Here is an 11959-nt window from a genome sequence, read left to right as displayed (position 1 = left end):
GAACGTTATGGCCCGTGGGGTTAACAAAGTCATATTGGTCGGTACATGCGGCCAGGATCCCGAAGTTCGCTACTTGCCTAACGGTAACGCCGTGACCAACCTGAGTCTGGCGACCAGCGAACAGTGGACCGACAAGCAGACCGGCCAGAAGGTCGAGAAAACCGAATGGCACCGCGTATCGATGTTCGGCAAGGTCGCCGAGATCGCCGGTGAGTACCTGCGCAAAGGTTCGCAGGTCTACATCGAAGGCAAGCTGCAGACCCGCGAGTGGGAAAAAGACGGCATCAAGCGTTACACCACCGAAATCGTGGTCGACATGCAAGGCACCATGCAACTGCTGGGCGGCCGTCCACAGGGCGACCAACAGGGCCAGGGCGGCATGTCCAACTCGGCACCGCGTCCACAACAGTCGCGTCCGCAGCCAAGCCAGCAGCCACAGCGTGAGTCGCGTCCAGCGCCACAACAGGCCGCGCCGCAGCCTGCGCCGGATTTCGACAGCTTTGACGATGATATCCCGTTCTAAGGTTTAACCACCGGAACGAGCAAAACCCCCGACGGCGCAAGCCTCGGGGGTTTTTTATTGCCGTTTGTCAGGCGTCTGTCGAGGCCGCTCGCACCACCATTTCCTTGAAGCGTTGCAGCACTGCCGAGCCATCACCCACCCGCGTCGCCAGATGCAAGGGCGCCACCAGGCTGCGGCACTCGCTCAACTCCCGGTAGACGATGCCATCCCCGCGCAGGCGCTGCATCGACGCCGGCACAATCGACACCCCAAGACCCGCAGCCACCAGGCTCAACGTGGCGGTCATGCGCGGGGCTTCCTGGACCACCTGCGGACTGAACCCCGCTTCACGGCAGGCCACCAGGATTGCGTCATACAACCCCAGTCCGACACGACGGCGATAGAGCACGAAAGACTCGGTGGCCAGCGCAGACAGGGGCAGGGGGATGTCAAAGTCGATCGCCAACGGATGATCGGTCGGCAGCGCCAGCAACATCGGCTCCACCAGGATCGGCTCGTCCTGCAATGATTGCGTGCCGCTGAGCGGTGAGCGGATAAACGCCGCGTCGAGTTTCTCATGCGCCAGCGCGTCCAGTAGTTCGCCGGTTCCGGCTTCCTCCAGTACGACCGAGACTCCCACGAAGGTTTCCCGAAACAGCCGCAATACACTCGGTACAAACGGGTGCAAGGCCGCTGAGCTGGTAAAGCCGATGGCCAGGCGCCCGCGTTCTCCCCGAGCGGCGCGACGCACGACATCGGCGACACCGTCGACGCGCGCCAGCACCTCGCGTGCTTCATCCAGCAGGGCCAACCCGGCCGGGGTCGGCCGCACGCCGCGTGGCAGGCGTTCCATCAGCACCACGTCCAATTCGGCTTCAAGGCTTTGCAGCAAGCGCGTCAACGGTGGCTGCTGCATGCCCAGGCGTTGCGCAGCGCGGGTGATGTAGCCTTCTTCGGCAATGGCAACGAAAGCTCTGAGTTGGCGAAGCTCCAGCATAGGAATACTTTTGAGGTATGGGAGGTAGCCAATCCTGGCATTTGTTCTCATGGCTCACAAGAATTAGGCTGTAGCCAACCTCAAAAAGAAGGAAAGCCGTGATGACCTGGTCAGCCAAGCAGTACACGATGTTCGAACAGCAGCGCACTCGTCCCGTCCGTGACCTGGTCGCGGCCATTCCGAATACTGAGGTGCGCAATGCCGTTGACCTGGGCTGCGGCCCCGGCAATTCCACCGAAGTACTCGCCGAGCGCTTCCCGCAGGCGCACGTCACGGGCATGGACAGCTCCGATGACATGCTGGTCGATGCCCGCAAACGGCTGCCGGCGTTGAGCTTCGAACTGGCGGATATCGGTGCCTGGCGCCCTGCACAGGCTTACGATGTGATCCTGGCCAATGCCTCCCTGCAATGGCTGCCCGACCACGCCACGCTCTACCCGCATCTGGTCAACCAACTGACGCCCGGCGGCACGCTGGCCGTGCAGACACCGGACAACCTCGACGAACCTGCCCACCGGCTGGCCCGCGAGGTGGCTGCCGACGGCCCATGGGCGGCCAGGATCGGTACGGTCAAACACAATGAGCGGCACAGCGCGAACTACTATTACGAGTTGCTGAGCAAACACAGCACCGTGGACGTCTGGCGCACCACGTACCTGCATCCACTGGCTGACCACGCGGCTGTGGTGGAGTGGTTCAAGGCCTCGGCGTTGCGGCCGTTTCTGGCGCCGTTGACCGACGAAGAAAAGGCCGCCTTCCTACGTGAATATCAGGCGCGAATTACCCAAGCTTATCCAGCCCTGAACGATGGCACCGTGTTGCTGCCATTTCCGCGCCTGTTCATCATCGCCACGCGCTGAGGCGTTCCACACGAGTGGCGGTTACGCGGCCGCCGCTTGTGCCTGCAAATACTCCTGTGCCGACACCACGCCGGCATAACCAAACGCCAACGATGCCATGTAGGTGTCATGCACGTGCGCCGCCGGGATCACCTTGCCATTGAATTCCAGGTCCCGCGTGGCGCAGGCGTCATGGATCAGTGTGACCTTGTAGCCCAAGTCCGCCGCCGCTCGCACCACCGCATCAATGCACATATGGCTCATGCTGCCGACCACCACCAACTCCGTGATGCTGCGTTGTTCCAGCAGTGCGCGCAGGTTGGTCTCGCGAAACGCATTGACGAAATGCTTGAGCACCACCGGCTCGCTGCCCTCATTCAGCACCTTGGGGTGCAAATAAGCGCCCTCGGAGCCCGGGGTGAAGAAGGGCGCGTCATCCGAGGTAAATTCATGGCGCACATGAATCACCGCATCGCCCGCCTGGCGAAAGGCCTGGAGCACCTGCGCGGCCTTGTCTGCCGCGGCTTCCACGCCGTCGAGCGGCCACTTGCCCTGGGGGAAGTAGTCGTTCTGGATATCGATTAGGATGAGCGCTTGCTTGGCCATGGGTGTTGCCTCGTGATGGGTTGATGGGGCCAGTATGTTAGCTGGCGCCGGCGCGCGGGATTGGCTGCACCGACAATAACAGGGGGAAAACTGACAATGGCGGTTGTGGAGCTGGGCGTGTTGATCTACCACGGTGCACAGTTGGCGGCTGTCCACGGCCTGACCGATTTGTTCGGGGTGGCCAACCGGATTGCTGCCGAGCATCAATCCGCGCAACTGCCGTTGCTGCGGGTCAGCCACTGGCAGGTGGATGCCCATGGCACGCCTGCGCGGGTATTCGACACTCACCCCGGCCCTGAGCAACCGATGATGGCCCTGCTGGTGCCGCCTTCAATCGGTGAGTTCAGCGAAGAACAGGCACCGCCCGCGCTGCTCGAGTGGATTCGCCAGCAACATGCGGTGGGCACAGTGCTCGGTGGTGTGTGCATCGGCTCAATCATGCTGGCGCGCAGCGGCCTGTTGGACGGGCGCAGCGCCACCACCCATTGGTCCTCCGCCAGTGCCTTCGCCACACGGTATCCGGCGGTGCGCCTGGAGGCCGATAAACCTATCGTCGATGACGGCGACCTGATCACCACTGCCGGGCTGATGGCCTGGTCCGAACTGGGCCTGCGCCTGGTCGATCGCCTGATGGGCCCGAGCATCGCCGCCGGTACCGCGCGCTTCCTGGTGATCGAACACAGTGACAGCGCCAGCCAATGCGGCAGCAACTTTGCGCCGATCCTGGGGCACGGCGACAGCGCGATCCTCAAGGTGCAGCATTGGCTGCAAGCCAGTGGCGCAGTGGACGTGTCGGTGGCGGCGATGGCGCAGGAGGCGGGCCTGGAAGAACGCACCTTCCTGCGGCGGTTTCGCGCCGCCACCGGCTTGAAACCCACCGAATACTGCCAGCACCTGCGCGTCGGCAAGGCGCGGCAGATGCTGGAGTTCACCAACGGCACCATCGACCATATCGCCTGGACCGTGGGCTACCAGGACCCCAGTGCATTTCGAGCCATCTTCAAGAAGATCACTGGCCTGGCCCCCAGCGATTATCGCAACCGTTTCGGCGTGTGAATCGTGCAGAACGCCGCAGCATCAAGGCGGCGTCGTGCAGAATCAAACAGGCCAACTGCCATCGCTTTTTCGACAAGCGATTGATTTCACTCGCATCCTCTTTGAAAGCACCTTGGCCTGATCCCTGCAACCTTCCCACTACACACATGGCGGGAAGGCCAAGGGGGACGCATGACCCCGAAGAATCGCAAGAAACTCGTAGTTGCCCACTCCACGCGGGAGGGGGCGCCACAGCATGAGGTGGAAACCAATCGTGCGCTGGCGCGCTGGCTGGCGCAGATCCTCGGGCTGAAGTTCGGCGGCAGCTACGACCCCGACCAGCACGCCGACCGAGCCCTCTACCTGTTGCCCACGCAGACCCTGGTCGGCGCGGCCCAGGCCCGCGCGCTGAACGTCAATGGCCCCGAAGACCTTTGGGGCGGCTATGTGGATCACGACTTTATCTGCACCAAAGCCATCAGCCATGGCGTTTTGGGCCCTGATGCGGTGACCCCACCCGGCTGGTCGCCATTGTTCTGCGAGCGGGTACGCGACGTCGTGCTCGACGGCCTCAGCGTATTTGCCCTGCAGGATGCACGCGAAGCCGCGACACGCTTGCTCTACAGCGGCCCGATCCGTTTGAAACCGGTGCATGCCTGCGCCGGGCGTGGCCAGGAAGTGATCCGCAGTCTCGACGCGTTCGATGTGGTGCTGGCGCGACCGAACGCCGCGCAACTGTTTGAGAGCGGCGTGGTGCTGGAGCAGGACTTGCACGACGTCATCACCCACAGCGTGGGCCAGAGCTTTATTGGCGAGCACGTGCTCAGTTATTGCGGCGAGCAGTTCCTGACACAAGACGCACACGGCGAAGAGGTGTACGGCGGTTCCGATTTAATCGTGGTCCCGGGCGACTACGAAAAGCTGCTCGCCCTCGCGCTGCCGGACGACGTGCGCCAGGCCATCGAACAAGCGCAGGTTTTCGAAGCGGCCGCCGATGAGGCCTACCCTGGCTTCTATGCCTCGCGGCGCAACTACGACATCGCCCAGGGCCTGGACAGTGACGGCCAGCGCCGCAGTGGCGTGCTCGAACAATCCTGGCGCATGGGCGGGGCCAGCAGCGCGGAAGTCGCGGCGTTGCAAAGCTTCATCAACCACCCCGGTCTACGCGCGATCCGGGTGTCCTCGGTGGAAACCTACGTGGAGCAGGCGCTGCCGGCCGATGCCATCGAGGTGTACCGCGGCCCGGCGGAAAACAGCGAGTTTCTTCTCAAGTATGTGACGGTTAAATCTTATGACGGCTAGAAGCGAAAGCATTGTGATCGATATCGACGACGAACAGATGAGCGCCACCTTCCTGAGCCCCAAATCCAAAGTGCCGGGCGTGTTGTTTGTGCACGGCTGGGGAGGTAGCCAGGAGCGCGACCTGGAGCGTGCCAAAGGCATCGCCGGCCTCGGCTGCGTGTGCCTGACCTTCGACCTGCGGGGGCATGCCGGCACCGGTATCCCGTTGTCGCGCGTCACCCGCGAAGACAACCTGCGCGACCTGCTGGCAGCCTATGACCGGCTGCTCTCGCACCCGGCCATCGACACCTCCGCAGTGGCGGTGGTGGGAACCAGCTACGGCGGTTACCTGGCGGCGATTCTGACCTCGTTGCGCCCGGTGCGCTGGCTGGCGCTGCGTGTGCCGGCGCTGTATCGCGATCAGGAATGGCTTAAGCCCAAGCGCGATTTGGACAAGGCCGACCTGATGGATTACCGCAGCACGCTGGTCCACGCTGAGACCAATCGCGCGCTGCATGCCTGCGCGCAATTCACCGGGGATGTGCTGATCGTCGAATCGGAAACCGACGACCATGTGCCCCATGCGACCATCATGAGCTACCGCGCGGCCTGCCAGCAGACGCACTCGCTGACTCACCGCATCATCGATGGCGCGGATCACTCCCTTAGCGATCCAGTGTCCCAGCAGGCCTACACCTCGATCCTGGTGGACTGGATTACCGAGATGGTGGTGGGCGAGCGGTTGAGCATTATCCAGTCCCAATAGGGGGGCTTTGGATCGCTATTGGCGGCAAGCCGACACCTGCAGGGGAACGCACCGCAATGTAGGCGCTGGCTTGCCATCGATAGCGATGCACCCGGCAACATCTTTCTCAAGCCGGTGTTTTCTTCACCCGCAACGCCTTGGCCTTCGCCTCGACACCGACGTACATCACCAGCGCGATCAGCAGCGGCAGAATAAAGTAGATCGCGCGGTAGGCAATCAGCCCGGCAAGCAAACTGCCGCGCGAGGCTTCATGTTGCAGCAGAGCAATAAACACCGCCTCCAGCACGCCCAGCCCGGCGGGGATATGCGTGATCACGCCGGCAATCGCGCTGATCAGCAACACGCCGAGCACGAGCGGATAATCCAGTTTCGCCGGCAGCAAGGTGAAAATCACCGCGGCCATCAACGACCAGTTCAACGCCCCCAGCGCCAATTGCAGACATGCCATGCGCAGCGACGGCAGGTTGATCTCGATCCCGCGAATCGACCAGGCGCGCTTTTTCGAAAACTGGCAGGCCGCCAGATACCCCAGGCTGGCCAGGACCAGCAACACACCAATGCCCTGCAAGGCACCGCTGCTGACTTTCCACCCTGGCGGCATCGTCACCAAACCGCTGCTGAACACCACCCCGGCCAAGGCCATATAGCCAAACCAATTGGTGGCGAGGCTCAGGCCGAGGATCTTGGCGATGTTGCCAGTGCTCACCCCCAGCCGCGAATACAGCCGATAGCGCATGGCAATCCCACCGACCCAGGCGCTCAGGTTGAGGTTGAACGCATAGCTGATGATGCCCACTGGCAGGATCTGTTTCCAGCGCAGGGGCTGACGAATGTAGGTGCGGCCGATCAGGTCGAAGCAGGCGTAGACGACAAAGCTGCACGCTGTCAGCCCGCCCGCGATGATCAGCGTGCGCACCTTGAAATTGCCAAGGGTCTCGAACACCTCGCTCCAGTCGATGCGCCGGGCGAGCAGGGTGAACAGCACGATCAACAACAGGAAGAACGCGACAGTCAGCGGTTTCTTCCAGCGCGCGAACCGAGAACCGCTGGCTTCAGACGTCATGGGGCGAACGCTCGAAAGGTTTCAGGCGGGGCTTGTGCGCCGGCAACCAGCCCGTCAGCGCGGGGAAGTGGCGCATCACATGGAACACCAGGAAACCCACGGTCAGCCGCCACAGCCACAGGCGCGGCTTGCGGTTCTCCGGCATGGTCCGGCAATGCGTGTCAGCGAGTACTTCCAGGCGCTCGTACAACTGCTGGTTGAAGGCGCGGTCACGAATCAGCACATTGGCTTCCAGGTTCAACGACAGGCTCAGCGGGTCGAGGTTGCTCGAACCGACGGTGCTCCATTCGTCATCCACCAGCGCAACCTTGCCGTGCAGCGGCCGTTGGCAATATTCGTGAATCACCACACCGTCCTTGAGCAGGTAGTCGTAGAGCATGCGCGCAGCCAGCTTGGCCAGCAGCACGTCAGGCTGGCCCTGCATGATCAGCTGCACGTGCACGCCACGGCGCGCGGCGTTACGAATCTCGCGCAGCAGGCGGTAGCCGGGGAAGAAATACGCGTTGGCGATCACCACGCGTTTCTGCGCCTTGCTCAGGGCGTGGATATACGCCTCTTCGATGTCGTCGCGATGCTGGACGTTGTCGCGATAGATCAGGCGCACCAGGCCTTTGCCTTTCTCGGTGGCCCACAGTGAAGGCCGTTGCTGGCGCCGGCGCCAGCCGCGGCGTGTGCGGACCTGTCGACCACTTTGCGCGAGGGCGAAATGATGCAGGTCGGCCACTGCCGGGCCGGTCACCTGCACCGCGTAATCCTGCTTGGCTTCGGGGCCGAAATCGCCCAGATGGTCGGCGGAAAAATTGATCCCTCCGATAAACGCCACGGCCGCATCCACCACCACAATCTTGCGGTGCAGGCGGCGAAACCAGTTGGTGCGGATGCCCAGTGTCTTGGACGCCGGGTCAAACATCTGCACCGTCACTCCTGCCTCCGCCAGCTCACCGAGAAACCCCGGGCTCAGCTCGCCGCAGCCAAAACCGTCCAGGCTTACCACCACCTTGACCCCGCGTTGCGCCGCCTCGATGAGGATGCCCTGCAGCTCGTGGCCGACCTTGTCTTCGAAGAGGATAAAGGTCTCCAGCAGGATCTCCCGATGCGCTTCACGCATCGCTTCGAAGACCCGGGGGAAATACGCCTCGCCGTTCTCCAGCAACTCGACCCGGTTGTCGCTCTGCCAGCCGTAATCCAGGTCGCGGGCCTTGGCTTCATCCGGCGGCTGATCGGTAGCGATGTGTTCCACGGCAACGTTCATAGCTCAATCTCCACCGACAGGGGCGCGTGGTCTGACAAATGTGACCAGGGGCGGGCAGTGAGCACTCGCGGGTTATGCACCTTCACGTTGCGCACATAAATGCGGTCCAGCGGCAGCAATGGCAGGCGCGCCGGGAAGGTGCGTGCAGGTTTGCCGTGGGTTTCGATGAACACTTCCTTCAGGCCGCTCTGGCTGAGATCGGCACGCTGGCGCCAGTCGTTGAAATCGCCGGCAACCACCAACGGTGCATCGGCCGGAATCTCGCGGATGCGCTGCTCCAGCAAGCGCAATTGCTGCTGGCGATGCACCTCGCGCAGGCCCAGGTGAATACAGATCGCGTGCACCTCTTGGCCGGTGCCCGGCAGGCGCAGCACGCAATGCAACAGGCCACGGTTTTCATGCCCGCTTTGCGAAATGTCGAGGTTGTCGTAGCGCACGATCTGGAATTTCGACAGCAGCGCATTGCCGTGGTCGCCATGCGGGTAGACCGCGTTGCGCCCGTAGGCGAACTGCGGCCAGATGCTGTCGGCGAGAAACTCGTACTGCGGCATGTTCGGCCAGTCGCTATAGCGCTGGGGATGGCGCTCGTGGGTGCCATGGATTTCCTGCAGGAACACCATATCGGCGCCGATACTGCGCACCGCTTCACGCAACTCGGGCAGGATGAAACGCCGATTCAGCGCAGTGAAGCCCTTGTGAATATTCACCGTCAACACGGTAAAACGCGTTATCGCGGTGGTGGGGGCGATGGGTACCCATTCCGGCTGTGTCATGGCAACACCCCGGGTTCAGGCAACTTGCCGGGTTCGGTGAGGAGGTGCTTATCCAGCCCGAAACGCCCAAGCAACTGACGGGCATCGAAGGGCGCCCGCACCTTGATGTCGTTGTCGAAAAAACAGAAGACCTCGCGCTGCTTGCGCGCGGCGGGCTTGCGCTGCGGGTCGACCAGGTGCGCATCCGTAGGCTGCTTGCCGTGTGCCCAGCGCTCGATGCGATTACCCCAGCGCTCGAGGGCTTCATCGGTGTAGCCGCTGGCGTACAGCTGCTTGTCGCCATGCAAACGCAGGTAGAGGAAATTGGCGGTGACGTCTTCAAGGTACGGCCACTTGCCGGCGGTGTCCGCCACCACCAGGGCCACGCCGTGCCGAGCCAGCATCTGCACAAACTCAGGCACCGCAAAACTCTTGTGTCGGATCTCCACCGCATGACGCAGGGCGCGCTTGCCATGAGCCTGCAGGCTCGCCTTGCCGTTCAGGCGTGGCTCATGCTGGCGGGCGAGGGTCGCGGCTTGCACCGTGTCAGTGGGCAAGTCGGCGAGGAAGGCTTCGAACAGCGCTGGGTCGAAGGTGAAGCTGGGCGGAAATTGCCAAAGGATGGGGCCGAGTTTTTCCTGCAGCTCCAGTACCCCGGAGGCGAAGAAATTCGCCATTGGCTTGTGCACCTCACGCAGGCGCAGGATATGCGTGATATAGCGCGGTGCCTTGACGCTGAACATGAAGTCTTCAGGGGTGTCGGCGTACCACTCGGCGTAGCGCTTGGGGGTTTGCAGCGCGTAGAACGAGCCATTGATTTCAATGCTGTTGACGGCACGTGACGCAAACTGCAACTCGCGTTTCTGGGTCAGCCCCTCGGGGTAGAAATCCCCGCGCCAGGGCGTGTAGCGCCAGCCGGAAATGCCGATATGAATCGCCGCCATGGTGACTCCCGTGAATGGTGGGTCGAGTGACCTCCGTTCTGGAATGACTGCGCTATTTGCGCGAAAGTTTCCACGGTCCTACAGACGGCACCCGCTAAAACTGTGGGAGCGGGCTTGCTCGCGAAGGCAATCTGTCAGCAATGAATTCATCGACTGACCCACCGCCATCGCCGGCAAGCCAGCTCCCACATGGGGTTGAGGCGTGGCCGAATCAGTGCCCGGAAAAAACTGTGGGATTGAAGGTGTTGCCGGATCAGCGCCCGGTAAAAAACTGTGGGAGCGGGCTTGCTCGCGAAGGCAATCTGTCAGCAATCAATTCATCGACTGACCCACCGCCATCGCCGGCAAGCCAGCTCCCACATGGGGTTGAGGCGTGGCCGGATCAGCGCCCGGTAAAAACTGTGGGAGCGGGCTTGCTCGCGAAGGCAATCTGTCAGCAATCAATTCATCGACTGCCCCACCGCCATCGCAGGCAAGCCAGCTCCCACATGGGGTTGAGGCGTGGCCGAATCAGTGCCCGGAAAAAAAACTGTGGGATTGAAGGTGTTGCCGGATCAGCGCCCGGTAGAAACTGTGGGAGCTGGCTTGCCTGCGATAGCGATTTGTCAGCAATCAATTCATCGACTGACACCCCGCCATCGCCGGCAAGTCAGCTCCCACATAGGATTGAAGGTGCTACCGGATCAGTGCCCGACCACACTGCGTGTCGAACTCTCGGGATACACCGGACCAAGGCGGTCCAGTCGGCCACTCCACGCGGTCAGCGCCAGGGCCACCAGCACCACCAGCCCGCCAATCCACGCCGTGTGGATCAGGCCCATATGGGCCACGATCAAACCACCCGCCCAGGCACCGCCGGCGATTCCCAGGTTGAACGCGGCGATATTCAGCCCCGACGCCACGTCCACCGCATTCGGCGTGTGATGTTCGGCCTGGCGCACCACATACACCTGCAGGCCGGGCACGTTGCCGAAGGCGACCGCGCCCCACACCAGCACGGTGGCCAGGGCCAGCCAAGGATTGCTGGCGGTCATCGTCAGGACAAACAGCACGGCCGCGAGCAGGGCAAAGATGATTTTCAACGCGCTGATCGGGCCGCGTTTATCCGCCAGCTTGCCGCCCCAGATGTTCCCGGCCGCGACCGAGATGCCATACACCAGCAGCACCAGGCTGACCGTGCCGGCGCTGAAGCCGGAGATGTCCTGAAGGATCGGCGCCAGGAAGGTAAACGCGATAAACGAGCCACCGTAGCCGACGGCTGTCATCGCGTACACCAGCAGCAAACGCGGTTGCTTGAGCACTTGCAGTTGTTGCAGCAGCGACGCGGGTTTGCTGTGGGCGATGTGCTTGGGCACGTAGATCAGGCTGCCGATAAACGCGATCACACCCAGGGCGGACACGGCGAGGAAGGTTTCGCGCCAGCCGAAGTGCTGGCCGATAAAGGTGCCCAGCGGCACACCCGTGACCAGGGCGACGGTGAGGCCGGTAAACATGATGGCAATCGCGCTGGCGGCCTTTTCCTTGGGCACCAGGCTGGTGGCGATGGTCGAGCCGATCGAGAAAAACACCCCGTGGGCCAGGCCGGTAACGATCCGCGCCAGCACCAGCGATTCATAACTCGGCGCCTGCCAGGCCAGCAAGTTGCCAAGGGTGAACAGCACCATCAGCGACAGCAGCAGGAATTTGCGCGGCACCTTGCCGGTGAGTGCGGTCAGCACCGGCGCGCCGATGGCCACGCCGAGGGCGTAGAGGCTGACCAACAGGCCGGCAGACGGCAGGTCGACACCCAGGTCGGCGCCGATAGTGGGTAACAGGCCAACGATGACGAACTCGGTCGTCCCGATGGCGAAAGCGCTGAGGGTCAGCGCGAGCAAGGCAATGGGCATGGCTGCAACTCCGGTGGGTTTCATTCAGGAGCGCAG

Annotated in this window: 12 protein-coding genes; 5 read left to right on the top strand and 7 right to left on the bottom strand. The window is 62.6% G+C overall.

All coding sequences use genetic code 11. The features are described from left to right. The first annotated feature begins 7 nt into the window (after positions 1-7). Positions 8-523 carry a single-stranded DNA-binding protein gene (locus tag JFU04_RS26350; protein ID WP_003232445.1) on the top strand — a complete coding sequence of 172 codons (516 nt, stop codon included), beginning with the start codon at positions 8-10 and terminating at the stop codon, positions 521-523. A 67-nt stretch (positions 524-590) separates the two neighbouring features. Here JFU04_RS26350 and JFU04_RS26345 read toward each other — a convergent pair whose 3' ends face one another. Then, positions 591-1499 carry a LysR family transcriptional regulator gene (locus JFU04_RS26345; RefSeq protein WP_201145984.1) on the bottom strand — a complete coding sequence of 303 codons (909 nt, stop codon included), beginning with the start codon at positions 1497-1499 and terminating at the stop codon, positions 591-593. 101 nt (positions 1500-1600) lie between these two features. Here JFU04_RS26345 and tam point away from each other — a divergent pair, with 101 nt between their 5' ends. Continuing rightward, positions 1601-2359: a trans-aconitate 2-methyltransferase gene (gene tam, locus JFU04_RS26340; protein WP_201145983.1), complete on the top strand. Its 759-nt coding sequence runs from the start codon at positions 1601-1603 to the stop codon at positions 2357-2359. A gap of 21 nt (positions 2360-2380) precedes the next feature. Here the strand turns inward: tam and JFU04_RS26335 are convergent, their stop codons facing one another. After that, entirely contained in the window at positions 2381-2944 is a 564-nt protein-coding gene (locus tag JFU04_RS26335) for a cysteine hydrolase family protein (protein WP_106802497.1), read from the bottom strand. A gap of 96 nt (positions 2945-3040) precedes the next feature. Here JFU04_RS26335 and JFU04_RS26330 point away from each other — a divergent pair, with 96 nt between their 5' ends. The 3 genes from JFU04_RS26330 (at position 3041) to JFU04_RS26320 (ending at position 6026) form a co-directional block, all read left to right on the top strand. Then, positions 3041-4000, top strand: a complete 960-nt coding sequence (locus JFU04_RS26330; protein ID WP_065909942.1) for a GlxA family transcriptional regulator — start codon at positions 3041-3043, stop codon at positions 3998-4000. A gap of 171 nt (positions 4001-4171) precedes the next feature. Next, positions 4172-5281 carry a DUF3182 family protein gene (locus JFU04_RS26325; protein ID WP_201145982.1) on the top strand — a complete coding sequence of 370 codons (1110 nt, stop codon included), beginning with the start codon at positions 4172-4174 and terminating at the stop codon, positions 5279-5281. Continuing rightward, a complete protein-coding gene (locus tag JFU04_RS26320; RefSeq protein ID WP_201145981.1) occupies positions 5271-6026 on the top strand; it encodes an alpha/beta hydrolase family protein in 756 nt (251 codons plus the stop codon). The genes JFU04_RS26325 and JFU04_RS26320 overlap by 11 nt, the downstream gene beginning before the upstream one ends. Positions 6027-6132: 106 nt before the next feature. Here the strand turns inward: JFU04_RS26320 and JFU04_RS26315 are convergent, their stop codons facing one another. The 5 genes from JFU04_RS26315 to JFU04_RS26295 all read right to left on the bottom strand — a co-directional run bounded on the left by JFU04_RS26315 (position 6133) and on the right by JFU04_RS26295 (position 11923). Further along, positions 6133-7089 (bottom strand): lysylphosphatidylglycerol synthase domain-containing protein, encoded by a 957-nt coding sequence (locus JFU04_RS26315; protein WP_065909945.1) that lies wholly within the window; start codon positions 7087-7089, stop codon positions 6133-6135. Beyond that, positions 7079-8341: a cardiolipin synthase ClsB gene (gene clsB / locus JFU04_RS26310; protein WP_201145980.1), complete on the bottom strand. Its 1263-nt coding sequence runs from the start codon at positions 8339-8341 to the stop codon at positions 7079-7081. Before clsB ends, JFU04_RS26315 begins: the two co-directional genes overlap by 11 nt. Continuing rightward, a complete protein-coding gene (locus JFU04_RS26305) occupies positions 8338-9114 on the bottom strand; it encodes an endonuclease/exonuclease/phosphatase family protein (RefSeq protein WP_106802500.1) in 777 nt (258 codons plus the stop codon). Before JFU04_RS26305 ends, clsB begins: the two co-directional genes overlap by 4 nt. Then, positions 9111-10037 (bottom strand): DUF72 domain-containing protein, encoded by a 927-nt coding sequence (locus JFU04_RS26300; RefSeq protein WP_201145979.1) that lies wholly within the window; start codon positions 10035-10037, stop codon positions 9111-9113. The genes JFU04_RS26305 and JFU04_RS26300 overlap by 4 nt, the downstream gene beginning before the upstream one ends. 683 nt (positions 10038-10720) lie before the next feature. Further along, entirely contained in the window at positions 10721-11923 is a 1203-nt protein-coding gene (locus JFU04_RS26295) for an MFS transporter (protein ID WP_106802502.1), read from the bottom strand. Positions 11924-11959 lie beyond the last annotated feature (36 nt).

The sequence above is a fragment of the Pseudomonas sp. TH21 genome (assembly GCF_016651025.1).
Lineage (GTDB): Bacteria > Pseudomonadota > Gammaproteobacteria > Pseudomonadales > Pseudomonadaceae > Aquipseudomonas > Aquipseudomonas aylmerensis.
Note: the sequence above shows the minus strand (reverse complement) of the source record. Positions and strands in the feature narration are given on the sequence as shown.

What these genes read in the sequence shown, in the direction of transcription:
- JFU04_RS26300 (WP_201145979.1), bottom strand. Translation starts at nt 10,037, where the DNA reads ATGGCGGCGATTCATATCGGCATTTCCGGCTGGCGCTACACGCCCTGG.
- tam (WP_201145983.1), top strand. Translation starts at nt 1,601, where the DNA reads ATGACCTGGTCAGCCAAGCAGTACACGATGTTCGAACAGCAGCGCACT.
- clsB (WP_201145980.1), bottom strand. Translation starts at nt 8,341, where the DNA reads ATGAACGTTGCCGTGGAACACATCGCTACCGATCAGCCGCCGGATGAA.
- JFU04_RS26350 (WP_003232445.1), top strand. Translation starts at nt 8, where the DNA reads ATGGCCCGTGGGGTTAACAAAGTCATATTGGTCGGTACATGCGGCCAG.
- JFU04_RS26315 (WP_065909945.1), bottom strand. Translation starts at nt 7,089, where the DNA reads ATGACGTCTGAAGCCAGCGGTTCTCGGTTCGCGCGCTGGAAGAAACCG.
- JFU04_RS26325 (WP_201145982.1), top strand. Translation starts at nt 4,172, where the DNA reads ATGACCCCGAAGAATCGCAAGAAACTCGTAGTTGCCCACTCCACGCGG.
- JFU04_RS26305 (WP_106802500.1), bottom strand. Translation starts at nt 9,114, where the DNA reads ATGACACAGCCGGAATGGGTACCCATCGCCCCCACCACCGCGATAACG.
- JFU04_RS26335 (WP_106802497.1), bottom strand. Translation starts at nt 2,944, where the DNA reads ATGGCCAAGCAAGCGCTCATCCTAATCGATATCCAGAACGACTACTTC.
- JFU04_RS26295 (WP_106802502.1), bottom strand. Translation starts at nt 11,923, where the DNA reads ATGCCCATTGCCTTGCTCGCGCTGACCCTCAGCGCTTTCGCCATCGGG.
- JFU04_RS26320 (WP_201145981.1), top strand. Translation starts at nt 5,271, where the DNA reads ATGACGGCTAGAAGCGAAAGCATTGTGATCGATATCGACGACGAACAG.
- JFU04_RS26330 (WP_065909942.1), top strand. Translation starts at nt 3,041, where the DNA reads ATGGCGGTTGTGGAGCTGGGCGTGTTGATCTACCACGGTGCACAGTTG.
- JFU04_RS26345 (WP_201145984.1), bottom strand. Translation starts at nt 1,499, where the DNA reads ATGCTGGAGCTTCGCCAACTCAGAGCTTTCGTTGCCATTGCCGAAGAA.